Annotated in this window: 24 protein-coding genes and 2 pseudogenes; 13 read left to right on the forward strand and 13 right to left on the reverse strand. The window is 50.5% G+C overall.

Annotated features, from left to right (window positions below; all coding sequences use genetic code 11):
* Positions 1-125 precede the first annotated feature (125 nt).
* Complete coding sequence (locus LIW51_RS17600; RefSeq protein WP_227377768.1) at positions 126-419, reverse strand: hypothetical protein; 294 nt, start codon at positions 417-419, stop codon at positions 126-128.
* Positions 420-540: 121 nt separating this feature from the next.
* On the opposite strand from LIW51_RS17600, the gene LIW51_RS17605 reads away from it, so the two are divergent.
* Together LIW51_RS17605 and LIW51_RS17610 are read left to right on the forward strand one after the other, a co-directional pair.
* Entirely contained in the window at positions 541-1,161 is a 621-nt protein-coding gene (locus LIW51_RS17605; protein ID WP_227377769.1) for a thermonuclease family protein, read from the forward strand.
* An 81-nt stretch (positions 1,162-1,242) separates the two neighbouring features.
* Positions 1,243-1,473: a DUF6199 family natural product biosynthesis protein gene (locus LIW51_RS17610; protein ID WP_227377770.1), complete on the forward strand. Its 231-nt coding sequence runs from the start codon at positions 1,243-1,245 to the stop codon at positions 1,471-1,473.
* 117 nt (positions 1,474-1,590) lie between these two features.
* Here LIW51_RS17610 and LIW51_RS17615 read toward each other — a convergent pair whose 3' ends face one another.
* A complete protein-coding gene (locus tag LIW51_RS17615; protein WP_227377771.1) occupies positions 1,591-1,779 on the reverse strand; it encodes a hypothetical protein in 189 nt (62 codons plus the stop codon).
* Between the two features lie 351 nt (positions 1,780-2,130).
* On the opposite strand from LIW51_RS17615, the gene LIW51_RS17620 reads away from it, so the two are divergent.
* The 3 genes from LIW51_RS17620 (at position 2,131) to ddfA (ending at position 4,069) form a co-directional block, all read left to right on the forward strand.
* Positions 2,131-2,781, forward strand: a complete 651-nt coding sequence (locus tag LIW51_RS17620) for a helix-turn-helix domain-containing protein (protein WP_227377772.1) — start codon at positions 2,131-2,133, stop codon at positions 2,779-2,781.
* 78 nt (positions 2,782-2,859) lie between these two features.
* Positions 2,860-3,219 carry a DUF7344 domain-containing protein gene (locus LIW51_RS17625; protein ID WP_438267387.1) on the forward strand — a complete coding sequence of 120 codons (360 nt, stop codon included), beginning with the start codon at positions 2,860-2,862 and terminating at the stop codon, positions 3,217-3,219.
* A 520-nt stretch (positions 3,220-3,739) separates the two neighbouring features.
* Positions 3,740-4,069 carry a DdfA family disk-determining factor gene (ddfA, locus tag LIW51_RS17630; protein WP_227377774.1) on the forward strand — a complete coding sequence of 110 codons (330 nt, stop codon included), beginning with the start codon at positions 3,740-3,742 and terminating at the stop codon, positions 4,067-4,069.
* A 443-nt stretch (positions 4,070-4,512) separates the two neighbouring features.
* Here ddfA and LIW51_RS17635 read toward each other — a convergent pair whose 3' ends face one another.
* From LIW51_RS17635 to LIW51_RS17660, 6 genes and pseudogenes are all read right to left on the reverse strand, one after another.
* Positions 4,513-5,229, reverse strand: coding sequence for a hypothetical protein (locus LIW51_RS17635; protein ID WP_227377775.1), 717 nt, complete (start codon positions 5,227-5,229; stop codon positions 4,513-4,515).
* Between the two features lie 378 nt (positions 5,230-5,607).
* A pseudogene (locus tag LIW51_RS17640) lies at positions 5,608-5,700 on the reverse strand (IS6 family transposase); the annotation flags it as partial.
* A gap of 18 nt (positions 5,701-5,718) precedes the next feature.
* Positions 5,719-6,150 carry a universal stress protein gene (locus tag LIW51_RS17645; RefSeq protein ID WP_227377776.1) on the reverse strand — a complete coding sequence of 144 codons (432 nt, stop codon included), beginning with the start codon at positions 6,148-6,150 and terminating at the stop codon, positions 5,719-5,721.
* 392 nt (positions 6,151-6,542) lie between these two features.
* Positions 6,543-8,747, reverse strand: a complete 2,205-nt coding sequence (locus LIW51_RS17650) for an amino acid permease (protein WP_368411841.1) — start codon at positions 8,745-8,747, stop codon at positions 6,543-6,545.
* 73 nt (positions 8,748-8,820) lie between these two features.
* On the reverse strand, positions 8,821-9,306 hold the full coding sequence (locus LIW51_RS17655) for an NAD-binding protein (protein ID WP_227377778.1): 486 nt from the start codon (positions 9,304-9,306) through the stop codon (positions 8,821-8,823).
* A 161-nt stretch (positions 9,307-9,467) separates the two neighbouring features.
* Positions 9,468-9,617, reverse strand: coding sequence for a hypothetical protein (locus LIW51_RS17660; RefSeq protein ID WP_227377779.1), 150 nt, complete (start codon positions 9,615-9,617; stop codon positions 9,468-9,470).
* 164 nt (positions 9,618-9,781) lie between these two features.
* Between LIW51_RS17660 and LIW51_RS17665 the strand changes: the two genes are divergently transcribed.
* Positions 9,782-10,261, forward strand: coding sequence for an Lrp/AsnC family transcriptional regulator (locus tag LIW51_RS17665; RefSeq protein WP_227377780.1), 480 nt, complete (start codon positions 9,782-9,784; stop codon positions 10,259-10,261).
* Positions 10,262-10,989: 728 nt separating this feature from the next.
* Here LIW51_RS17665 and LIW51_RS17670 read toward each other — a convergent pair.
* Positions 10,990-12,066, reverse strand: a complete 1,077-nt coding sequence (locus LIW51_RS17670) for a right-handed parallel beta-helix repeat-containing protein (RefSeq protein ID WP_368411822.1) — start codon at positions 12,064-12,066, stop codon at positions 10,990-10,992.
* A 607-nt stretch (positions 12,067-12,673) separates the two neighbouring features.
* On the opposite strand from LIW51_RS17670, the gene LIW51_RS17675 reads away from it, so the two are divergent.
* Both LIW51_RS17675 and LIW51_RS17680 read left to right on the forward strand, forming a co-directional pair.
* Entirely contained in the window at positions 12,674-13,021 is a 348-nt protein-coding gene (locus tag LIW51_RS17675) for a hypothetical protein (RefSeq protein ID WP_227377782.1), read from the forward strand.
* A gap of 670 nt (positions 13,022-13,691) precedes the next feature.
* Complete coding sequence (locus LIW51_RS17680) at positions 13,692-14,126, forward strand: DUF2267 domain-containing protein (RefSeq protein ID WP_227377783.1); 435 nt, start codon at positions 13,692-13,694, stop codon at positions 14,124-14,126.
* A gap of 488 nt (positions 14,127-14,614) precedes the next feature.
* Here the strand turns inward: LIW51_RS17680 and LIW51_RS17685 are convergent, their stop codons facing one another.
* Entirely contained in the window at positions 14,615-14,797 is a 183-nt protein-coding gene (locus LIW51_RS17685; RefSeq protein WP_227377784.1) for a hypothetical protein, read from the reverse strand.
* 372 nt (positions 14,798-15,169) lie between these two features.
* On the opposite strand from LIW51_RS17685, the gene LIW51_RS17690 reads away from it, so the two are divergent.
* A complete protein-coding gene (locus LIW51_RS17690) occupies positions 15,170-16,441 on the forward strand; it encodes an aryl-sulfate sulfotransferase (protein ID WP_227377785.1) in 1,272 nt (423 codons plus the stop codon).
* A gap of 195 nt (positions 16,442-16,636) precedes the next feature.
* Here LIW51_RS17690 and LIW51_RS17695 read toward each other — a convergent pair whose 3' ends face one another.
* On the reverse strand, positions 16,637-17,452 hold the full coding sequence (locus LIW51_RS17695; protein WP_227377786.1) for a hypothetical protein: 816 nt from the start codon (positions 17,450-17,452) through the stop codon (positions 16,637-16,639).
* Between the two features lie 287 nt (positions 17,453-17,739).
* On the opposite strand from LIW51_RS17695, the pseudogene LIW51_RS17700 reads away from it, so the two are divergent.
* The 3 genes and pseudogenes from LIW51_RS17700 to LIW51_RS17710 form a co-directional block, all read left to right on the forward strand.
* Positions 17,740-18,073 (forward strand): annotated as a pseudogene (locus LIW51_RS17700) (IS5/IS1182 family transposase); the annotation flags it as partial.
* A gap of 219 nt (positions 18,074-18,292) precedes the next feature.
* Positions 18,293-18,679 carry a hypothetical protein gene (locus tag LIW51_RS17705; protein ID WP_227377787.1) on the forward strand — a complete coding sequence of 129 codons (387 nt, stop codon included), beginning with the start codon at positions 18,293-18,295 and terminating at the stop codon, positions 18,677-18,679.
* 172 nt (positions 18,680-18,851) lie between these two features.
* On the forward strand, positions 18,852-19,916 hold the full coding sequence (locus tag LIW51_RS17710) for a pentapeptide repeat-containing protein (RefSeq protein ID WP_227377788.1): 1,065 nt from the start codon (positions 18,852-18,854) through the stop codon (positions 19,914-19,916).
* A 122-nt stretch (positions 19,917-20,038) separates the two neighbouring features.
* On the opposite strand, the gene LIW51_RS17715 is transcribed toward LIW51_RS17710, so the two are convergent.
* Together LIW51_RS17715 and LIW51_RS17720 are read right to left on the reverse strand one after the other, a co-directional pair.
* Complete coding sequence (locus LIW51_RS17715) at positions 20,039-20,338, reverse strand: SWIM zinc finger family protein (protein WP_227377789.1); 300 nt, start codon at positions 20,336-20,338, stop codon at positions 20,039-20,041.
* Positions 20,317-20,484 (reverse strand): hypothetical protein, encoded by a 168-nt coding sequence (locus LIW51_RS17720; RefSeq protein WP_227377790.1) that lies wholly within the window; start codon positions 20,482-20,484, stop codon positions 20,317-20,319. Before LIW51_RS17720 ends, LIW51_RS17715 begins: the two co-directional genes overlap by 22 nt.
* A gap of 934 nt (positions 20,485-21,418) precedes the next feature.
* Between LIW51_RS17720 and LIW51_RS17725 the strand changes: the two genes are divergently transcribed.
* Positions 21,419-22,963, forward strand: coding sequence for a sodium:solute symporter family protein (locus LIW51_RS17725; RefSeq protein ID WP_227377791.1), 1,545 nt, complete (start codon positions 21,419-21,421; stop codon positions 22,961-22,963).
* Positions 22,964-22,983 lie beyond the last annotated feature (20 nt).

Genomic DNA, 22,983 nt, shown 5'->3' on the forward strand with positions numbered 1-22,983 from the left:
TGCTAATATGACAACAAGAGGTGCGAAATTCTCTGTCGCCCATTATTTCGAAAAGAATGAAGTAGAAATCCGTTCTAGAAAACATAGGTTTTATCTATCTCAGCACCTTTCATAAATATTGTGAACTATTCGAAGACACTTCTCGCGGTGGCGCTTGCTCTAATGCTTGTTATCGCAGGATGTAGTACTACTAGCGAAACAACAACAACATCGACAACACCTGCAGCCGACACTACGCAGTCATCAGCGACAACGCAAACATCGACAACCGAAACTCCCACCGCAACACAGACCACGACAACACTAGTAGCGACATCTTCAACAGCAGCACAAAATAGTACGACCACAACACAAACCACGACAGCGCAACCGACAACAATCACAACATCGGCGCCAACACCAACTCCAACACAATCCACAGCGTCGACTCCGACACCAACGCAGACAACTACACTAGAACCAACGACGCAAGCAGCTCGAGGGCCAGAGAGCGGGACTGCATGGACAGTTACTGTCACTCGAGTCATCGATGGGGACACAATGGAAGTCGAGTTCCCGAACGGTGAAACGGACACACTCCGCCTTTTGGGAGTCGACACGCCCGAAACAACATTGAGCCGGACAAATCCTAGTGAGTTCGAGGGAATCCCAGACTCAACGGCTGGACGCGACCATCTGTATGAATGGGGAGAGCGGGCAAGTCAGTTTGCGACGGACGAATTAGATGGGAAGACGGTTCGGATTGAGACCGACCCGGAAGCCGATCGCCGGGGGAGCTTTGGACGGCTCTTAGTCTATATCTACGTCGATGGTGAGAACTTCAACCGACAGCTATTGACGGACGGCTATGCTCGGTTGTACGAGAGTTCGTTCTCGAAACGGAGCGACTTCGAGACTGCCGAAGCGAACGCCCAGCAGAACGAGGTTGGATTGTGGGACTTCGACGAGCCAACCTCGACGCCAGAACCAACTCCGACGGCGACTGAAATGACCGAGGCGCCGTCTGATGGAGTGGATATCCCACCACTGCCGTCGGATGGCGACTACGATTGCAGTCACTTCGATACACACGAACAAGCGCAGGCAGTGTATGATCAGGATCCAAGCGACCCCCATCGCCTTGATGCTGATGATGACGGCGTTGCCTGTGAATCGCTCTAAGCAATTTCGTAAATGGAGACTCTCCAGGATACAGCGGGTTTCCACGAAATGTTTAATACTGGTTGACCAGATTCCAGTGGTATGTCTCAGGGCGAATTTATTGCTATTGTTGGAGCCTGCATTCTATTTGGCCCAATCATGGCGATTTGGCCATATGAATCTGCAAAATGGACCGAGACTATCGATTCGATTGGACGAAAACCAGCGGGAAGAGTTGAGCCAGCAGAGTGGAACGTTCGGCTCACGCGTGTTGCTGGCATCTTTCTCATCTTCGCCGGTTCTGTGATGCTGTATTTTGAACTGATCGCATGAGTCATGACAGTCCGATGCTGGGCCTTTAGTGCAGAGGTTACTGTTCAAACTGTGGATATAAATCTGCTTTCACCCTTTTCAACCTGTCAGTCTTGATTGGCGTTCGCAAGATCGAGTTCACCAATCGATGTAGGTGAGAACCGCTGTTGCACTCTCAGTCAGGCCGATGATCAGCCGTTTGTCCCCGTCATTTTCGAGCAGTCGCGTTGCAATCTGTTCGGCGTCGATCTCATTGGCCCGCGTTTCCTCCAAGACGATCGCAGGCTCGCTGTGGAGTGTATCGAACAGGGCCGTCTCACGGAGCATACAAGGAGGTTTTGCTCCGAATCAGTGTAAACAGCCGCCAGCCAGAGCGAAAGTGGAGACGCCAGGGGTAGTATAGTCTACTAACATGGCCGTGTTGAAACCTCCAAGAGGTGATCGGTTCTAGCGGTTGGACTGAATACAGGGCGCACATTCAGCAGTCAGCGTACTGGTTCTCATAGGATACAAATCGTTCAATATGGAGGGTCTATGTCTCAGTCACGGTGAAAGAACCAGAGGAAATTGGATGTGCTCACCTTCGAGGCTTTTCGGGCTACTATCAGTTCTCATTTCGCTTTCAGTGTCAGTGACATCCGTGATAGGTATGTACGTCGGCGTGCATCAATTTGGACAATGGCTACTGAAGCGACGTTTACGATCCCTTCTGACCAATTCCCTTTGGGGAGCGTATTCAATCAGCTTCCGGAAGTGACAGTCGAATTGGAGCGCCTTATCCCGGCGCAAGACGTGGTGATTCCCTACTTCTGGGTTCGAGGGACAAAAGTTGATGACATCGAGGATGCGTTTATCAACCATCCGGGAGTAAAGAGCATCCACCTCGTCGATTCCGTCGAGGATGAATATTTATTGCGTGTCGAGTGGGCGCTGGGGTATAACGGCGTTCTGAGTACGCTGATCGAGACGGACGTCCCGCTCATTAAAGCAGTCGGCACTAAACATCAGTGGACGTTCGACATTCGTGGCGACGATCGAAGCGATATTGCGGACTTCCAGCAACGCTGTCGAGAGTTAGATATCCCAATTACACTGACAAAACTTCAGGCGCTCACTCCGGTAGAGTCGGAGACAGAGGCAGCGCTGACCGAGACGCAACAGGAGGCGCTGGTGCTTGCCTACGATCGCGGATATTTCAACTCACCACGTGAGGTGACAATGGAAGAACTCGGGGACGACCTCGGGATTACACAGCAGGCAGTTGCGTCTCGACTCCGACGTGGTATCAATCACATCCTCGGACGGACGCTTTCTGAAACAAAGGATTGACCCCAATAGACAGCCTTAAAAACGATTTGTATAGTAAAAAGTCACTCTGAATATCGCAAATCATCTGAGTTTGTCGTAATGAGTGGGGATAGTATTGAAGTCGACACGGTTCTCAAAGCGTGTGGAGACCAACACCGTCGCATTGTTCTTGCCGTACTCGCAGATCAACAGCGGTCAGTAACGCTGAACGAACTCACAATGATGATCGTTAAATACAATCATCACACGCCACTTTCAGAGGCTTCTGACGAGGAACTCACACAGATCAAGAGTTCGCTGTATCACGTACATCTCCCAAAACTGGAAGATACAGGGGTCATCGAATACGATCCGAAGCAGCGACTGGTGAAACCAACGGCGCAGTTCGACCAGTTACAGCCCCACCTTTCGGCTCTCATCGATGCCGATCCCGATCTTGAAATACCAGTTGAACTGTGATCTCGGTCAGCACCATCCTTTGCGCGTCCTTCTATCCGAATTTCCACTGTAACGTTGTGTAAAGACAACGATCTGTCCGCAAACCCATGACCAGCTGATCCAGAACAAAAGACCTGAAATAAACACCATCGTCGTGCGATATAGATGCTCTCTATTCAGCATACCATTCCTGCCACGCCCTGAGAGCTTCAGCAGAACCGTGTAGAAACCTATGGTTTGTTGGAATGGAGCCTACGATGGAAGAGAGGATCCTCTGTTGCGTGGAGTGTTGGTGGATGGTTAGCACCAAAGATAATTCGTCTGATGAGGTAAATCGATGTGCTATCCAGCATCATCATGCAACAGGCCATCAAATTAAGAGTCCTACCTGGTAGCTGCCTCTATGATAGTTGCTATATTCTAGATTTAACGGACTGTTTTGCGCGACAGATCCCAATTTAATGGACAGTGTTGACACCACCAAATATATCCGGTATTCTGTTTAAGTACCATGCTATAAACTATCCGTCCGTATTTTACCATGAGTAATGACACTCCGCTGGATACCGAGAAAAGGGAGCAGGTAACCACTACCCCCCATTATCTGGAATTTGATCCCATCACAGACAGCGTCAGCGAGGAACTCATCAAGACTGTTGCATCACTTAACAACGCCGATCCTGCCGAGCTGGCACTCTTGGCGGGATTTATCGATCCAGAAGCCCTTGATGCACTGTTTAAGCCACAAATGGATGGTACGCCGCGTGAAACCGACGGTCAGGTTGAATTCATCTACGACTCGTATCACGTCACGGTCGACAGCCGGGGGACGATCACTCTCCAGCACGCTGAATCAGCGACGAACAGCTAAATCCAGTAGTGTGATTGTGACACAAAAGAGTGGAAACCTTGCTCTTCAGTCGCTCCCCTGTAGACACTATAGTGTTCGCTGATCGGTGAGTTCCGGTAGCGGTTATCGACGATATGTAAATAAGAGATCGAGGTTAGTTCGGCAGTTCCTTCCGTCCCGTTCTCACGCAGGGCCAGCACGGGAAGCCATTCAGGCCGTCACAGTCGCACTCTGCCGATTCGGAATCTCGTCGTCGTTGTCCGAGGGAAAGGCTTCAAGCATCCTATCGTTAGTCGCATTTTCTACAGCAGCTCTCCAGCTACAAGGTCCAGAACGCCGACGGTGGACTCACTCTCGTCGATGGCCAGATCATCGATGCCGAGCAGTTTGGATTCAACCACCCTGAACAGGGCATCACGTCATTGAACGACACGCCACTGAAGTGGAGGAAAGACAGGAGGGAATTAGTGCAGTCGGTAGGTCGTTGCACGGCGAAGATACCGTCGGGGATGGATACTACGGTATCGTCGGTACTGAACGACGATGCCTGACCCAATAAGAAGAAGCAAGAATACGAAGTTTGTTCCAAGTGTCGTCCAGGTATCTCCCTGGAAAACTGGAAGCTGTGTGCTCCAGTGGAGAGCGAACTGCTGGAGAAGGCTCGCCCCGACAAGACTCGTCGCGCCGACCAGAAACAGGAAGTAAAACTTCCAGACGAGAAGACCCACAAATCCACCGAAGAGTACCGAAGCGGCAAGCGGAGGGAACGGATTGGTGAAGAGCGACAGACCGGGAATTGATCCAAATTGTTCAGAATGGGTCAGCAACCAGTAAAAAATGGATGAAGAGATAGTGAAACAGGCCACGATGATGGCAACTCGCTGGAGCGAGCGAGCGACGTAACTACCCACTATGCCGCCAACAATAGCCCCACCGAACGAGATGAGAACTAAGTCAAAGGCGGCAGTAGTGCCGAACGTGGATGGAAGAAAATGCTGCGCGACGAAACTACCGGCCAGAGCTCCGCCCAGCCCGCCGAAGAGCGATGTGAGTCGTGTCACAAACGAATAGCCGAAGTACGTGAACGTTACTCCGATCCCTATTGCTAGGATGACGACAATGGTAGTAAGGGGATCAGTTACCATTGGAGTTCGTATGCATACATTTGAACTCCACTTCATTAAGTAATTCGGTGATTTCGACACTAATAAGTCATCGGTTGAGAACTTCTTCGACTGGGTGTAGTGGTTGAGTGCCTGATTCGGTCGATGTTGGTTGTAATGATCGGCGAGGACGGCCAGTCCAGCGCCGAGCGCTGGCCCGCCGTTCCAGGGGTTATGAAAACGGTCAACTCACATTGTGAATGTATGGAACTACTTGGGCAGTGGTGCAGAACTATTCACAAACGCTGTACTATCCGATCTTGATTCCACGGAGTGGATGATTTTCACCACTATAGAAGGGATAAAATAGCCAAATTACCCTCAGTTTATATGAACCATCCCATCTGGAATCCACCGAACTAGACCTTGAGACTTATTCTACGCCACTGCCAACTACTTATCGATCAGGCTCTGATCAACATAGTCAAGTTGACTACTTAAATCATATTTCGTGAGAGCGGTCAAATAGCCGTAGATAACCACGAGAAACGATGGCGTGTATGTTGACTATCGGATGACCGTCACAGGTACAGTCGTCTTGCTAACAACCACCGTTGCGACCGTTCCGAGGAGACGCCGGGTAAGTTCGTTCTGTGCACCACCGTGACTACCTATGATAACGTGGTCGATGTCGTGTTCGTCGACGTAGGTGATGATCGTCTCAGCAGGGTCACCGGTCTCCACAACTGTGTCAACACGCTGATCGGCCTCGGCGGTACGTCGTCTCGCTTGGTCAATTACGTCATTTGCTTGCTCTTGGGCTGCATCGTGACGCGTCTTGCCGGGGGCAAGAACACCACCTTCGCTCATCGAACTATCGATGGGCGTAATTACATAAAGTACCGTCACTCGACAATCAAAGGTATCGAGTGCATGAACAAGCGCCTCGTCAGCTAACGGTGACCCGTCCAGTGGGACGAGCACGTGTGAAACCCCCATACTCCTACTTGGGGACCAAGATACAAGTATATCCTTAGTCAAGCACCACCTCCACTTCGGACTTCGTCCATACACCACATATCCTCCTTCCGCTGTTCCAATTCGTCATCGTCGTTGCTCATGCTGTTCCAGAAGAGGGTTGAAGCCCATGTCGATGCAGTCGGTTGGCAGGTAGCACCTGACGCTAACACATGTCAGGTGCTTCGGTTTCGGCCGACGGCGGATACCCTAGTTCAGTCGCAGGTACCAGCCATGGATGGTGAGAACGTGAAATATTGATACTATGATTTGAGAACGCGAGGTTGTTTTGCCTGCGATTTCGATGGACGGTACTTAGTCGCTGATGAACTGGCTGTGAATCGCTGGCCAAAAGACCGGGGCGGTTCAGTAAGTTAGAAGACGATACGTTCGACCAGTCGTCGGAGGAGGCCAGGACTCCGCGACTCATGCGGGTAAACTGTCACTTCGGTGCAGTCAACCGCGGTTCTTTTGTGGGATTCGCTGCCACCCCGCAGCCGATTATCCGTACCCCGGCGAATCACAATATCTGGATCCGGTAGTTTATCGCCGCCGTCAGTCCGAAGGACGTGCATGCTGACTGGAACCGAGAACAACTCGGCGAGTTCCGCCTGGTAGGTCTCTATGGTCTGTCGCCGCTGATTTGGTTGTTCGTCACCCATTGGGAACTGGAAGATGACCTGACCGTCGGTCTCCCGAGCGATGGAATTGGCAATAGCGCTCATCGTGGGGTCGTACGGCCCACCTTCGCTGGCAAGAACGATCTGCTGAGGTCGGTCGTAGCCCCGATTCTCGATCAGTAGCACATTGCAAGGAGCGTGTCTGACGACCCAATCGATCGGATCGCCCAGCAGCCGCGACCGCAGACGAAGCCGCTCGTGCTCGGCGACGACGGCAGAAACGCCGCGGTAACCTGCGAAATTGACAATAGCACGTTTCGTGTCGTGGCTAACGATCTCGCCATACTCGACATCTACGTCCAATTCGGCGGCGAGCGCGTTAGTTTGCTGTTCGAATCGAACATCGGCCGGCGATTGGACTTCTGCCGCGTGGTCGAGTGGGGCCTGATCGGGGACTTCGTCGAACCGGATTACGACCACGCGACCGTCACGTGATCGGACGAGATCGGCGGCGAATCGCAATAGTGATCGTTCGCGTTCGATACTCGCTTCGCGGGTGAGCGCGACCAACACCTCGTTACCGTCTCGCTCGACGAGGGTACCATCTTCCGTTTTTCCGGTGACGAGCGTTTCGGTCTCCGCAAGCACGTTGCGTCCAACTCGTCGCCTGACAACGTCAGTGGCGACCCCCTCGCGCCGGACGCGCTGCCGCGCGTAGACGACATACCAACTGAAACTCCCGAGGGTGATGACGACGGCTCCTGCGAGTGCAACGAACCCCATCTGCGTGAGCAACACGAGGCCGCTGAGTGCGCCAAACCCCTGCATCCACGGATAGAGCGGTGACTCGAACACGGGGGCGTAGTCGGTGCCTCCCTCACGGAAGGCGACGACTGCGAGGTTCACCAGCACGAACACGAGAATCTGGAACGCACTCGCCAGCTTGGCAATCTCGAGAATAGGGACAAAGGCGATGAGAACGAGCACGATAACGCCAGTTAGCGTGATGGCCTTCGTCGGTGTACCGAAGCGCTCGCTGACTGTTGCAAACGAGGTCGGGACGAGGCGGTCGCGGCTCATTGCGAACGGATAGCGCGACGAAGAAAGAACGCCCGCATTTGCGGTCGACACGAGGGCGAGAATCGCCGCACCGATGACCGCGAGCACGCCCTTGTTCCCCAGTGTTGCTTCCGCAGCGACAGCTACCGGCGTGAGTGACCCCGCTACACTGCCAGCCTCCGTCACTCCAACCATCACAGCGACAATCGCGACGTACAGCAACGTCGTGAAGACGAGTGATCCGATGATTCCCAGCGGGATATTTTTCCCTGGGTTCTCGATTTCTTCAGCGACGCTGGCGACCTTCGTGACGCCGGCGTAGGAAACGAACACGAGTCCAGTTGCCGCGAGGAGTCCCTCCCAACCCCCAACGAAGAACGGTTCGTAATTAGTCGGTTTGACGCTCCCGGCGCTTCCCGCGACAAACCAGCCTAACGCAGCGAGCATGATGACAACGATGCCGACTTGAAGTCGGCCCGTCTGTTTCGCCCCGAGCAGATTCACGCCGATAAGAAACGCTGCCAGACCCAAAGCGACGGGCTTTACTGGCAGGTCAAACAGCAACACAAGGTACGGAACCCCGCCGACCAGTGCGAGTGCGCTCTTGAACATCAGCGAAAACCACGTTCCAACGCCCGCGACCGTCCCCAGTAGCGGCCCCATTCCTCGTTCGATATAGATGTACGTACCACCGGCTTCAGGCATCGCGGTCGCCATTTCAGATTTCGAGAGTGCGGCGGGGACGACTAATGCCCCAGCGAGTAAATACGCCAAAACTACTGCGGGGCCAGCGAGCTTGAGCGCCAGTGCGGGCAGAATGAAGATGCCGCTCCCGATCATCGCACCAATACTGATGGCGAACACAGAGCCGAGTCCGAGATCCCGTTCGAGATGTTTCACCATTGTGTCCCCTCCACGGTGGCTTCTGCGATCGATACCATTCGTATAAGCGCTTGGACTGTGTATCGGGGCATTACAATCGCTCTGAGATCACACGACCGAGGGCGGCCGACGCATCGACCGTCTCGATACCGATGTCGTCGAACGCTACGACCCGTCGCGGGTCGTTCACTCGAGCAATGATCCGACTCACGTCGTACTGTGTTCGGGCCAGCTGTGCCATCAATAGATTTGTCCTGTCTTTCGGTTGTACGACGAGAACGGTTGTCTTCTCGCTCAAATCCGCGTCAACGAGTGCAGTGGCATCAAGCGATACGACTTCGTGAACCGTCAGGTCAGGGGGCGGGTCACTCGGCGGTATCGGGTCGATGTGGGTTATCGATGTCCCTCTGGTGGCGAGTCTATTTGCGATATTGTGACCGACGTGATTGCCGCCAATGATACAGATGTCCCCTTCTTCCGGTCGTCGTCTGGTGCTGCTCATATTAATTGTTTGTCGATTCATGCTTTTCATGTCCTGATTACCTTTCACCTCGATCAAGTCGTGAGGGAGTGCCATGGGCATGGTTGGGGACGAAAGCATAAAAAATGACCTATTTTAATCCCGTTTCGAAAAATAAAGGCGATAAATTTCACAGATTGTCCCCAACTCGGTTTGAGACTGGAGAAAGATATCTTCGGTGGAGAAGCCGCTCGTGATTTCTGAGATAAATCCAATCCTCAGTGGTCCTTCTCAGTGTCGTTGACGATTGCAGTGAACGCACAGCAAGTACGGAGTTCCTTGGCGGGTAGGAGACAGAGTACTGACGAACCGATACCGAGATACTGCGTAACGCCGCTGGCGATATCAAACCAGTGATTGCCGTCCACCTGAATCCGCGACCCTTTCTGAAACGACTAGTAAAGAGCTGAGATAGTGGTGACGGCATAGACCAGCGGTATATTACGTCAGAATCCAAATTCGTCTCACGTCGAAACGAGAGTACTCCTCTCCATCCAAAACCTTCATTCCCGTTCTACAAGATAATCAGCATATGAAAAACGGTACACTCGACAAATTAGATAAGCTAATCCTTTACGAACTACAGAAAGACGCCCGCCACACGTCGTCAAACGATATCGCCGAGCGTATGGATGTCTCATCGAGTACCGTTCGCAATCGAATCAAAATCCTCGAGGATGAAGAGATCATTCGGGGCTACGATGTCGACGTTGATTATGAGAAGGTAGGGTATGATCTGTACGCGCTTATCATTTGCACTGCCCCGATCCCGAAGCGCGAACAACTGGCAAAGGAAGCCCGTGAAGTTCCAGGCGTGGTCAAAGTTCGCGAGATAATGACCGGTGAAGAGAACATTCACATCGCGGCTGTCGGGAGTAATAAGGGTGACCTCAGCCGTATCGGGCGAGATTTGAACGAACTTGGACTGGATGTTGCGGACGAGGATCTCATTTACCACGAATTCACGCATGCTTTGCATACCTTCAACATGAAAATAGACGATATCCAATGAAACTGTCTAAAGATAGACTGAGAAATTTGAGGTCATGGGCGTTCGGGAACGGCTCGTTCCTACCATTCGAAAATCAGGGGCGGAGATTTTCCTCATCCAAAGGATGACCGCAGAAACGGTGCGACCTGCCAACGTTGACTGGAAGATGGCGCACTTCGCGTACTCGACAAAGTCAAGTGTACGAGTACACTCTGCTCCCTGAGGTTACACAGAAGCCACTTTGCCGATGGCAGGACGGACTTGAGTAAGCAAACCCAGCATTTCCAGTATTCTCAACCGAACTAATGCTATCAAAGCACTGAATAGTTCGGTCACAGACCCCGGATACTGAGGTCAAGGAGGGAGAGGAATAGCTAACCCAGTGGCCTTCTCGGCTTGGCAACTTTTCCCTGCGCTCGCTGACTGGTCAGCGAGCAGTAGGTAATGAGATCGAACGGTGGTTCCCGGTGCAGTCCTGATGTTTTCATACTGTGCTCGGGGTTACTCGTCTCCCGCCGTGGTTCAAACAAGCTCTCTCGACATTTGAGCCGGCCTTCTCCGACAGCCGCAACGCGAATTCGTTCAAACACCTCGTGAGCGCTTCGTAACCCAGCTTTCGGTATATTCGTCGGCGAAGTCGGAACACACGAATATAAAGCATGAGATACTTTCACTTTGTTTAACTCCGGGAACAAGAACATACTTCACACTGTACTAAGCGGAAGTACAACTACCCCGGTACCCTACCCTTATCGAGGAGTTATGGGTTTCTCATTCAAATCGTTTGACCGGGTACTGTTTTTCGACCGTATCAGCACGATGGCGGCGGAGTTATTCGATAGTCGGTTGTCAGTGACGATGGTATCATTACTTGCAATTAGGAGTATTCCTTGCACACCACTATCCGTAACGGTATTGCCGGTGACAGCGTTGCCGTCGCTGTGAAGAAGACGAATGCCGACGGCATTTCGAGTAGCGGTATTAGTCGAAAGCAAATTCCGGTTCGACTGATCGCCGAGATAGATCCCATAGAATCGGTTTGAGACGGTATTATTTGAAAGCCGGTTATCGTCTGCTTCGGACAACCAGATGCCAGCAATCCGATTCGCAGTGGCATCGTTGTTGACAACTGCGTTCGTGTTAGCACCAATGAGAACGATACCATATTCGTTGTTCAAAGCAGCGTTCGATACGATCGTATTGTTTCTCACCCCACTCCGAACGAGATGTATGCCAAACAACGCGTTTGATGCCGCAGTGTTGTTCGTGACCATGTTGCTATGGCTTGTTTCCTGAAGCGATATCCCATAAACTGCGTTCTCAGTGGCGGTATTGTTTAAAACTGTGGTCTGGTTCGAACTGAGTAATGTAAGACCGACGCGATTGTTTTCGGTGACTGTGTTTGCGACCGTTCCGTTTGTAACGTGAATATAGCGGATGCCATCGTCCCAGTCAGTCACGTTCACGTTCCGAACGGTGACGTTCGAGGTCTGTGCTTCGAATGATCCGACAAGTACGCCTCCGGTTCCGAACGCGCCTGTCCCGTCGATCGAATGTCCGTTTCCATTGAGCACGACGTCACTTGACATAATTCTAATGCATTTGTTAGTGCTGCTGTCCTTGATATCTGCTGTGAGTTCGTATCGGCCAGGTTCGTGGATCGCTTTACACGAACTGATCTCTGACGGGTTTTGTACCTCAGTGGGTCCTGTTTCTACGAGTTGGATACCGACGTACGTGATGCCACCTAGGACGAACACAAATCCACTCAGAAGTATCGCAATCCGGAGTTGACTCCGACCAATTTTCGCAGTCATATGGGACATAAGTGCTGAGTTCCAATTAGTTCTATGGCGCGGTCACAAGAAACAAGGAGGGTTTGGGATTGGCTAGGGGTTACTGTTATTGCGTTCGAATGTAGACAAGTAGTAAAATTATAATAAGACCGACCCAGAGTACCTACGCCTCTACTTCGAAAAAGAGGAGCTCAGGAACCGTTAGTGATGGATTGTCGATTAAGAGGGCAAGACCAAGAGCGGTGATCACATCAATCGCTGATGTGATAGCAATAGTTAATTAGATAATAAGGATAGTTCGAAAATGTGGATCAACAAGTGGACTCATTTGTAATTTCAGTGTCTACCTAGGAGCCAAATGTAATACGATTCGGTATAGGTTTGACCTCAACACTTTCGTCTCTTTTATCCCATCCGTAAAGCAGAGTTTATTTTTTATATTTTAAACTTATACAGAGGGTTTACAGTGAAGGAGAAGAAGGTGGATCTCAGAATCCGGATCATCGAACGATTTCGATCGTTGCTCTTCCAATGACTAGCGGAGTCAAATTCGGAATTTATAGGGGGATTTACAACAATCCACGACGTAGCTTTTCTCCAGTTTAGAAAAGGGGAGTTAGAAATGGCGAAGACTGATATGACCGAGTTCGAAATCTCGAAAGTCATCACTCAGAGCACGATCTTTGTCATTTGCTTATTGGTGATATTAACCCCGGTTGTTATACTCGTACTCGCACTCGGCTTCCTTCTGATTGCACAGAGTATTGTTCTTGAGGAACTTTCACTGATCGAAATTATCGAGTGGTATTTGCTCGAATTACTGCTTTTCGCCGGATCCGCATATCTTCTATATCGATTAATGATAGTCTCTGTGGAAAAGCATCTTATAGAGGCGCTTAACGCGTTGGAATTCAGTGAATCTACCGATACCGATGATGACGATCAGGATTCACAACAACTTCGTTCTGAGGATCAACGGAAGTGAGTAGAAGCGGAAGGTTATGATCAGTCTTTCGACTCTTGCAGTTCAAATAGATAAGGTACCCTCCACACATGCAATAAAAAATTAACATATATTGAAACTATATATTTCAGTAACAAATCCTTGAATAACAGATCGTCATCTCGCTCAGCTCAGCCCGTATCGGCGTTCCCCTTACGGCGGAAACATATTACAGATGTAACGAAACCGCCGTACATATCAATTGTAGATCTTCGGGAATACGTCAGAGAGAGGAATCGGATTCGTCCGTTCACGGTCATCGCTAATGGGACGCTGATACTCTATGAAACGAACACGTACATCTACCTCTCTCTTGGTTGCCTCACTGATCCGCTGGTCGAGATCGTCAGCAATCCTCGGAGGATTACTCCCGTCGGCCGTTCGACTTGCGATTACCGTGATTGACTCAGGCGATTCGAATTAACCGCGGCTGTATTGGATTTGCACGATGACGACCTCTGCCTAATCGTGTTCGTCGAATGTCTTCTGGATTTCCGTGTTGACCGTTCGTTCGTTCGAAGGCGATCTGCTGATATGATCCAATCAGGCGCAATTGTAGTGTCTTATTGGAGTCTGCCTGGGGATCGCTGTCGAGTCCATGAAAAGAATTGGGCAGAGTAACTATTGAAATCCAGCCCGAATTAAAACTTGTATGGATTACAACACCTTCATCGGCGAAGTACAGAACCGAGGACAACTCTCATCGCGTGAGGACGCTGTCCAGACGACGCGAATTACACTTGAGGCACTCAGTCAACGAATTGAGCCAGGTGGAGCTGAGAACATCGCGGCACTGCTCCCCGACGAGGTTGGACATCATCTCTCAAAAATAGACACCGTCGAGTCATTCGAGTGGGATGAGTTCATCGACCGAATCGTCGAGAAGGGCGACTATAGTCCTGAGGATGAACGTGGGGATGCTGTGCACCACGCCCGGGTTGTGATGGACGTCGTGGGAGATGCAGTCACCGTTGGTGCGATGGAAGATCTTCGTGACCAGATTTCCTCCACCGGCGAATGGAATGAATTATTCGTACTGGTTGACCAAGAGGAAAAACCCGTCGATGAAGAGCAGCGCACAGAGTAGCCTGAAAAGTTACTTATACCGCCCAGTATTGGTACACCACAGACGAGGAAGAAGAGGAAGTCGAGAAGGCTCAACAGGAGGCCCGCGAGCGCGCTGCCGAAGAAGAGCGACAACAAGAAATCGATCAATCGGAAGTCAGAGAAGGCGAGACCAAGGAACAAGACATCCCGGATTTCACCGAGAATGAGCAGCGACGCCGGAACTGACCGACGATTGTGAAAAGCAAATGTAATCTTAATTTATAACCTACCCTCATTCCGAGACGTCGAGTTTGCCAAACGAGATATAACCTCTCTTATCAGTAATGAATTCAATTGAATCTTCGAAGCAATACTGGGTATTCGCCCTGGGTGAGACTATCCGATCGCTGGGGGAGATAATGATTTATAATCACGAACATCGGCATGCAGATCGCGATCATCGCGTATCTCTTCCGCCGATGTGGCTGTTCAATCGGTGGGGGAACACCACTAGCTGAATTCCTATCCTTACTCTTCTTCGGCCTCGATAGTGCCTTCAAGCATATCTTTGACCCCCTCTTTTATCGAACCGGTGACAATGGTCTCGCCGGGGTTGCGTTGCTTATCCTCGGGGATGGGGATCTGAAGATTTTGAGTGAAGTTTACAGATTCACTATCTGCTTCAGTGGGGTCATGACGTACCCTTGGCAAGCATCGTCGACGAATGTCTCGTCTATCATGATGTGGACAAGATTGAGCGCCAGAAAATTCATCGGTTTCTTATCTCACTTGGCGCCCAATTCGCCGTTCGTCCGGTCAGTGCAGACGCTACGGTCAAATCATCTAATGTCGAATTTCTCAGATAGGACGTGATAATCGTCGACGGTTGAGTAATCGGTATGTTGCATCTTTCACACCGTTGACTGTCACGTGATCACGTTGACGCCTTTATCGGGGATGAGGTCGTTGATACGTGATTCTCAGCATTTCTCTATTATCACACTTTATCATTTGTGCTCCTAAAATAAAGGCCGTTTATTTACCTTCTGGCAAATTATCTAGTCCAAACGGAGGTACCCCGTTGTGATAGATAAAGCAGCCCCTGACAACCCTTCACCCATAAACCTGCTCACAGACCCTTTCAGACGCGGGATAATTCTAATCGCCACTGGCACGCTGCTCGTCGTGTTGACGTTCGGCGGTAGTTGGATATTTGCAGCCGACACGACGAACGTCACTCCCGACGCAGACACCGCAAACGGTACGCTCGTCGGCGTTCAAGGGCCTGGCCGAGGCGGAAACGTGACGATGCTTGATGGCAATGGTACTGTCTCATGGTCGATTGGAAACGCAATTGGCTACACTGATGTCAGCTACCTCGAGAATGGATCAGTGCTTGCGACATTCGCCGCCGGTGGCTACAAAGAATGTGGCCAATACGAACCACCGTGCAAGCGGACAGGCGTGCGCATCATTCAACCAGAACCCGAACCGCACGTTGTTGACGAGTGGACCTACCCAGTGCGGACGCGCAAGGATAGCGAGGTACATGACGCAGAGATCACACCCTCCGGCGAGTTGCTTGTGGCCGACATGGAGTACGAGAGTATCTTCACGCTCAATATGTCGACCGGAGAACGGACGTGGACATGGAACGCGAGTAGCTACTACGAAGCACCTGATGATCCTACGAGAGAGGACTGGCTCCATATCAACGACGTTGACCGTATTGGTGAGGGACGCTACCTCGTCTCCGTGCGTAACGCGAATCAACTTCTCGTAATCGAACGTGGGGAGGGGGTCGTCGAGGTGATCAATAAAGATCGAGATCCGTCAATCATGTACGAACAACACAATCCGCAGTGGCTCGGCGATGGCGCTGTGGTGGTCGCCGATAGTGAGAACGATCGAGTTGTTGAGCTCCATCGTAACGACAATGGTGACTGGGAAGTAGTTTGGGTGCTCACCGAGGCGGACGGTATTGCATTCGACTGGCCACGAGACGCTGACCGCTTACCGGACGGAAATACCCTGATTACGGATAGCCGGAACAACAGGGTCGTCGAAGTCCATCGTAACGGAAGTGTCGTCGCAAGTTACACCGTGCAAGCGTTACCCTATGAGGCCGACCGTCTCCCGGTCGGTGAGTCTGCGAGAAACCCCTATCCGGTGGCATCAGACAATATAGATCCTGACACAACACGGGGGAGGGATATTCCGATTCTATCACTACTACTCGCTGGACTTAGAGATACGATTGCACTACCGTATTGGGTATCCGAACTGCACTTGGCGGCTGTGCTTGCTGCACTTAGTCTGTACGCATGGGGCGGATGGCTCATCGGTAGGGAGTGAACCGCCTCAATCTTCATTAGCGGTAATTGCCATTTGGAAGGATCCACTGACTGCCCATTCGCCATGATTGGCTTGATTGGTTTGCAAAATACGCCATATTGGGGGGGGACTTAGCAGCGACGTCCACTGCTATATGTTCGCGCCCGGTCGAGCAGAGACGGCACTAGCCCTCAACGAGAAGTAATAAATATAGTATCAGTTACGCCGCTGGTTTTCGTCTGAATCCGATTCATAACTATTGACGAGTTCAAACAACTGCTCAAATGCTGGTTGCCTCCAATATCGAACTGTATTAGTTCGCTCATCGTAGTCCAAAAGCCCAGAATCTGAGAGTTTAGGGAGGATAGCGTGACGGAGACGGATCGTTGCTTGTTGTGGTTCTGCGAACTCTTTGTTAACGAGAGAATTACCTAACTCATCAATTGTCATCACACCATCCGGTGCCTTCGCTACTACTCGAAGGATATGCCGATAATGCTGATCGGCTAAAAGAACAAGCCACCGCTCAAGCACCTCCTGTGAAATGTGCTCTTTGATATCCTCGTTTACATCATGTCTACTCGCTTTTTTCGCCTTTGAGGGAGATGAATAGGATGACCCAATTGTATTGACGGTGCCCACAACGAAACCTAACAACGCACTGCTGATCAGTACCGTTTGGATTCGAAAGTGACCACTAGTGAGGTCACCGGTACGGATCTCGTCAATAAAAATCGCTATCGTGGTAGCGCTGCTGAACAGAATGATTCCCAGAAAACACCATTTTTCGATTGTCTGGCGCCGTTGTGAGTCGATATTGCCCTGTGTGAGCTGATAGCCGCCATAGATGAGTGTTCCAGCGAGACACAGTTCTACGATATGAATTAGCCAAACACCGTTTACATGCAGCAATGACTCTACAATGATCAATATTGCTAAGAGAACACCAATGCTAGTAATTCCCCATCTCCGGAGTTCTGTTGTGAGGCTAGCTTGGTCGTGTTCTTGTGCATGAGAGGCTATTCGGGTCACTGGTCTTCCTATGTAGTTTGGTTAGGATCACTGTAGCTCTTTCGCGTCATAACACTGTGAACAACGGTATTTGTCGTTGGTCATTGCCTTCCTCGACGCATGAAGATATCGTCGGGCGCCGCATTTACACGCTCTGTGAACGTTCGCTGGTCGATTAGATCCGAGAGCGTCAATTACCATGACATGACTAAAAAGGGTTGAAGCGATGGTTCGTTCGGCAGTTCCTTCCGTCCGGCCTTGTTGAAACCCTTGCTGAGAAACATGACAAGTAAGTAGCGCGAGGTAAGATGGATGCTCTCCCAAAGTCACGACTCCTTCGGTTTGTTGAACGTGCTATGATCATAGCTCGCCGTGCTGTGGTACGGTTCTCGACCCGGTATTCGCGGAAACGGTTCCATATTCCGCCAATACGTTGTCTTGCTCTGTCTGAAGGTCAAAAAGACGACCACGTACCGTGACCTCGTTGACGAACTCATCGAGATGCCCCGCATCCGTGACGCCCTTAATCTCGGCTCGATCCCTGCATCATCGACACTCTGTAAAGTATTCGACCGCTTGGAGATGGCCGTCTGGCGTATCATGTTGAACGTCTCCCTTGCTGACGTTCCGTTGAACGGCGTGACTTGTACTTCATCCCGTTCAGACTTCAGCAGTACTTTTCCCCGTCGCATCATCGTACGTCCCCCCGGTCCCTTGCTAAACTTACTCTGCTGACCATCTGCCGCACACATAGCGATTACTGCGTGCAGGTGGAATTATTAGTTAGCCCGTCGAAATCTGATCGGTGGTCACACATGACACGCATCGATCCACGGATCGAACTCCGCCGGTGGTACCAGAATGACTAATCTCATCCTCTACGTTGACCGATCATCGGTGCATGACGGGAAACTGGACGAGCTCAAGCCGGCCATGGCGGAGTTGGCCGACTTCGTCGAAGCCAACGAGCCAGACATCCTGTCGTACGACGTCTACTTCAACAGCGACGGGGAACAAATGACGGTTGTCCACATACACGACGATCCAGCAACGCTGGAATATCACATGGACGTTACTGGCCCCAAATTCCCCCCGATCGGTGAGTTCATTGAGCTCGAATCGATTGACGTGTATGGTGACCCTGGTGAGGAAATTGCCCAGCGGTTACGTGAGAAGGCGACGACCTTGGGAACCGGACGTGTTTCGATACACGACTTCCACGAGGGATTCGACCACGTCACGGCATGATCTTCTAATAGCTATGTGGTTCCAATGAACTATCGTATCCTACTCGCTCCTATCGGTCACTCGTTAAAGAAGGGGCTTAGCGTCTGTAGTCAGCTAAACCGCTCCTGTCATTCACAAGTGCCGAAGTCAAACCAATAACGGTATGGCGCATAGGTATCGCATTGACCAACAGATGACATCCAATGAGCAACCATCTAACCGGTGTGGGTACAGCCCTGATATCGCGTTAATACACGAAAGTATTCCAGAATCGGTCTGCTATCGGCCGGTTTGGGGTGACCGTGATCGCTGCGTTTGGCACGCAAAAGAGCTGGGAAAATCAATTGAAAACTTAAAGGAATTAAAACCGGAACCGGGGGAACATATTGATGGAGCATACCTTAAAGAAGCGGCGCTTAGAAATATTAGTTGGCTTAACGATATTTCGTTGGTTAATGCTGATTTCACTCGAGCGGACCTTCGGGCAACTGATTTCTCGAATTCGGATCTAAAATTGGCAAGATTGAAAGAAACAACTGCAATATATACCGATTTTAGTGGTGGAGATCTCGAGGGTGCACTTATTTCTGAAACAGATCTTCGAAGTGCAAATCTCGTCAATACTCAGCTTAACGGAGCAATATTTTCGAATGTTTATGTGAATAGGGATACGGATTTTGGCGAATATTCGATTTATGAAAAAGAGAGAGAGATAGCACCGAGAACGCTCTATGAAACTCATCCACTACAGGCCGCCGCATGGGTATATCGTGAACTCCAACAGATCTACCAGGATAACTCACTTCCTGCATTGACTCGGCGTAGTTACCAGCAAGAGAAGGACGTCCGCCGCCGGCTCGCTTGGGATGAGGGTGAGTATGGGCATGCAATCAAGTATGAACTCTCACGATGGGTGATGTTGTATGGTACGAGCCCGTATCGTGTTCTTGCTGTTTCAGCGGCATTTATTTTCTTGTGTGGCTTGTTATATCCGTTAATTGGTGGTGTTCAGCAAGTAAGTGGAGAGAGAACCATTACATATACATTTGAGCGCCCTCAGGCTGCTCCCCTCTGGTGGATAGGGGAAGTCTTGTTCCGAAGTATTTACTTCAGTGTGATCACCTTCTCCACGCTCGGCTATGGTAATCTTCATCCGGTTGGGGCGTGGACACAACTTCTATCCGGAATTGAGGCGATTCTTGGGTCGTTGTTCGCGGCATTATTAGTATTTGTCTTGGCACGCAGTGCTACGTGGTGAGAATTTCGGATATTTTGCTAGTGATGTCCGTGTTCACACCTAAAGCTCAAGATTCGCTAGAGGTTATCGTCTTTCGCAACCATATAAAGACGGGAAGTAAACTTATAATAAGACCAATCTGATCAGTGATAGCTGAGAACGTTAACCGATGTGACCTCGATAAAAAGACTGAAGCGGTGGTTAGTTCGGCAGTCCCGTCTGTCCCATTTGCACGCACGGCAGCACGGAAAGCCACCGAGGCCATCGCAGTCACAGTCTTCTGGTTCGGTATCGTCTTCGGCCTCCGAGGGGAAAGCCTCGAGCGTCCAATCGTCAGTTGCGGTTTCGACGGCAGCCATGTGCTTACAGAAGGCGCTCCGGTGGACGTGATGCGGACACGTACAGGCCATCAGTTCATTGGTCACGTCGTCGATGGCGACCACGTACGGTGGTCTGCGGGGTTCTCGTGGCTCTCGTTAGTCACTTCGATTATTCCGGGGGCATCGATGTCGACGGAGAACTGTTCGGCCTGTGCGCAGTTCTGTGCCGTCTCGTCAGCGTCACGGTCTGCTGGTGTTTTGGTACTCATGGTCTTACATTAGGAAGAACAGTACTCTCGAGCGTGTCGAAACGCACTGGGTAGATCAGCACCCGGTTCCAATCTTCCTACTTATGTCAGTAAGGCATTGTTTTAATCACTGGGTGACGTAAAGAGAGAACTATGCCTGAAAAACGAGGAGAATGAGGGGAGTTTGTCCAGGAGCGTAACCCAGCAGATATACTAGGGTGATGAAGCCGATTGAACCCTACATGATAAGTAAGATTGAAAAGGAATTTGGGTGGCCTCGTTGGACAGCGTATGAGATCTCGTACAGACTTGCGGAAGACGGAGAGATTCGCAAAAAGAAGCCTGGAGCGTGTCGGGTGATCTAATGCATTGATGATTGTATTCGGCAGGAATATGGTCAGTTGGCGCAATCTTGCTTCCAAGAAGATAGTAATTCTCCGCGAAAGCGTAAGTGAGAGACGAATCTAACGATTGTGTTTCTGATTGATGGTGACCTATTTAGCTGATAGATTCTTGACCCCAGCTTTGAATTCATCAGTAAGGTTGGGAAATCGAGATTGTTGATGGTAGAGTCGAGTAGATTTTCTGTGTGCCCGAATCAAGAAATATTTGGACACAATACTCAAGTACTACGTTAGCAAATCCTGTGGTATGTTACCAAAAACACGTGCTGGGAAGCTAACAACTGGCTTTTTCATATTGTTCACGATCGTAATGAACCCGCCAGTCATTCTTTTAGTTAACAAACAAACAGTAACAGCGGGAAACGCTCTGTTGTACCTTTGGTCAGTCGTATGGGGGCTAATAGTCTCTCTCGTATTGATATGGGCAGCATGGCGTAACGCATTTGCAATTACTGAAGACCAGGTCCCACCTGAGCTTCGGGAAGATGACGAAGTAACAACAGCACAAACGATCAGCAGCGAGGATACCCCCACGGGAGGGACATAAACTGATGGTTTCACTGCAAGCAACGATTGCACTAGCGACCATCGGAATCTACTTAGTAATAATGCTCGCGTTAGGCTACCGCGGTTGGCAGGTTGGTAAACTCAACCTTGACGATTGGATGGCAGCGAGTCGAGGACTTGGGATTGTTGTGTTGCTGTTCACCTTTGCTGCTTCCTATCACTCGGCTTTCGCTTTTCTCGGCATTGGTGGTTTCATTTATTCGAACGGTATCGGTATTCTTCCTGCATCAACATTTTATCTGGCGATATCCGGAATCATTCTCTGGATTGTCGGTACACGCGTCTGGCTTCTTGGAAAGAAATTCGACTATATTACACCATCGGATCTTCTGAGTGATTTCTACGAATCACCACTACTCGGAAAACTCGTGAGTCTCTCATTGATCGTCTTTACCTTTCCGTACATCGCCGTCCAGTTGATTGGGAGTGGGATCATCTTCAAAACGGCTACTGAAGGTGTGATAAGTTTTGAGGTTGGTGCTGCGATCTTTTTGATTGTCGGGGTCATCTATGTTTGGCTTGGTGGGCTCCGTGCAGTCGCGTGGACAGACGTTGTACAGGGCGTTTTCATGTTCGGTGCAATGTGGATTGCTGGCTGGTACTTTGTGTTCTCTGCTTATCAGGGCCCGCAACAATTTTGGACGCAGATCGTAAACGAATTTGGCGCCTATGTGACTTTCCCTGGCCCAGCTGGTGCGATCACTCCTGCATTCTATTTCTCGTTCGCCGTAATGACTGGTATTGGGGTGATGATGACGCCACATATCTTTATCCGGTTCATCTCAGCACGGTCTCCTCGGGTGCTAAAATGGGTTGCAGCGTTCGGAACGGCATACCTTATCTTGTTCTATGTGCCAACAGCCTTCCTTGCGCTCGGTGCCGTAGACGCATTTCCAAATCTTGCACAGCCCGACTCAGCGATCCCTTCAGCGCTCTACCGATTCACGCCGTCATGGTTTGCGTCAATCGTTGTCGCTGGTGCCGTTGCGGCCGCGATGAGTACTGCTGACTCTCAAATGCATGCCATCTCGGCACTCATCACACGCGATTGGTATCAACCGCTTGCCGGTGAAGACGTCGACGATCGTACTGCCACTCGATTCGGTCAATATCTCATTCCTATCCTTGGCATCATATCATATATTATCGCAATACAGCAGTTCGATTTCATCATTCTTCTCACGGCTGTCACATTCTATGGCTGCGCTCAGATATTCCCACTATTATTAGGTGCACTGTACTGGGAGCGCGCCTCACGAGAGGGAGCACTCACTGGGTTCATTTTGGGGATACTGGTTACGGTTGCCCTTGAGTTCGGATTCGTCACCTTACCAACACCTCTTCCAGAATTCGTGAGTGGATTTTACGGACTAATCATCAATACAGTCATGTTCATCGGCGTCAGTCTCGTTACAAGTGCCGTCTCGGACGAAACCCGTGACCGGATACAGGGGTATATTGAGTATGCAACCGCTCGCCGCTGGCAGACTGATGCTCAGACAGAACAAATAAGCACCAATGAGGATTGAATTCCTTGCCGGATGTGTCG

The sequence above is a fragment of the Haladaptatus halobius genome, from assembly GCF_020618475.1.
In the GTDB taxonomy this organism is placed as follows: domain Archaea; phylum Halobacteriota; class Halobacteria; order Halobacteriales; family Haladaptataceae; genus Haladaptatus; species Haladaptatus halobius.

Bases quoted from the DNA above. Each gene is read 5' to 3' on its own strand.
- LIW51_RS17605 (WP_227377769.1), top strand. From the start codon at position 541: ATGGAAGTCGAGTTCCCGAACGGTGAAACGGACACACTCCGCCTTTTG.
- LIW51_RS17610 (WP_227377770.1), top strand. From the start codon at position 1,243: ATGTCTCAGGGCGAATTTATTGCTATTGTTGGAGCCTGCATTCTATTT.
- LIW51_RS17615 (WP_227377771.1), bottom strand. From the start codon at position 1,779: ATGCTCCGTGAGACGGCCCTGTTCGATACACTCCACAGCGAGCCTGCG.
- LIW51_RS17620 (WP_227377772.1), top strand. From the start codon at position 2,131: ATGGCTACTGAAGCGACGTTTACGATCCCTTCTGACCAATTCCCTTTG.
- LIW51_RS17625 (WP_438267387.1), top strand. From the start codon at position 2,860: ATGAGTGGGGATAGTATTGAAGTCGACACGGTTCTCAAAGCGTGTGGA.
- ddfA (WP_227377774.1), top strand. From the start codon at position 3,740: ATGAGTAATGACACTCCGCTGGATACCGAGAAAAGGGAGCAGGTAACC.
- LIW51_RS17635 (WP_227377775.1), bottom strand. From the start codon at position 5,229: ATGAAGTGGAGTTCAAATGTATGCATACGAACTCCAATGGTAACTGAT.
- LIW51_RS17645 (WP_227377776.1), bottom strand. From the start codon at position 6,150: ATGGGGGTTTCACACGTGCTCGTCCCACTGGACGGGTCACCGTTAGCT.
- LIW51_RS17655 (WP_227377778.1), bottom strand. From the start codon at position 9,306: ATGGCACTCCCTCACGACTTGATCGAGGTGAAAGGTAATCAGGACATG.
- LIW51_RS17665 (WP_227377780.1), top strand. From the start codon at position 9,782: ATGAAAAACGGTACACTCGACAAATTAGATAAGCTAATCCTTTACGAA.
- LIW51_RS17670 (WP_368411822.1), bottom strand. From the start codon at position 12,066: ATGTCCCATATGACTGCGAAAATTGGTCGGAGTCAACTCCGGATTGCG.
- LIW51_RS17675 (WP_227377782.1), top strand. From the start codon at position 12,674: ATGACCGAGTTCGAAATCTCGAAAGTCATCACTCAGAGCACGATCTTT.
- LIW51_RS17680 (WP_227377783.1), top strand. From the start codon at position 13,692: ATGGATTACAACACCTTCATCGGCGAAGTACAGAACCGAGGACAACTC.
- LIW51_RS17705 (WP_227377787.1), top strand. From the start codon at position 18,293: ATGACTAATCTCATCCTCTACGTTGACCGATCATCGGTGCATGACGGG.
- LIW51_RS17710 (WP_227377788.1), top strand. From the start codon at position 18,852: ATGACATCCAATGAGCAACCATCTAACCGGTGTGGGTACAGCCCTGAT.
- LIW51_RS17720 (WP_227377790.1), bottom strand. From the start codon at position 20,484: ATGAGTACCAAAACACCAGCAGACCGTGACGCTGACGAGACGGCACAG.
- LIW51_RS17725 (WP_227377791.1), top strand. From the start codon at position 21,419: ATGGTTTCACTGCAAGCAACGATTGCACTAGCGACCATCGGAATCTAC.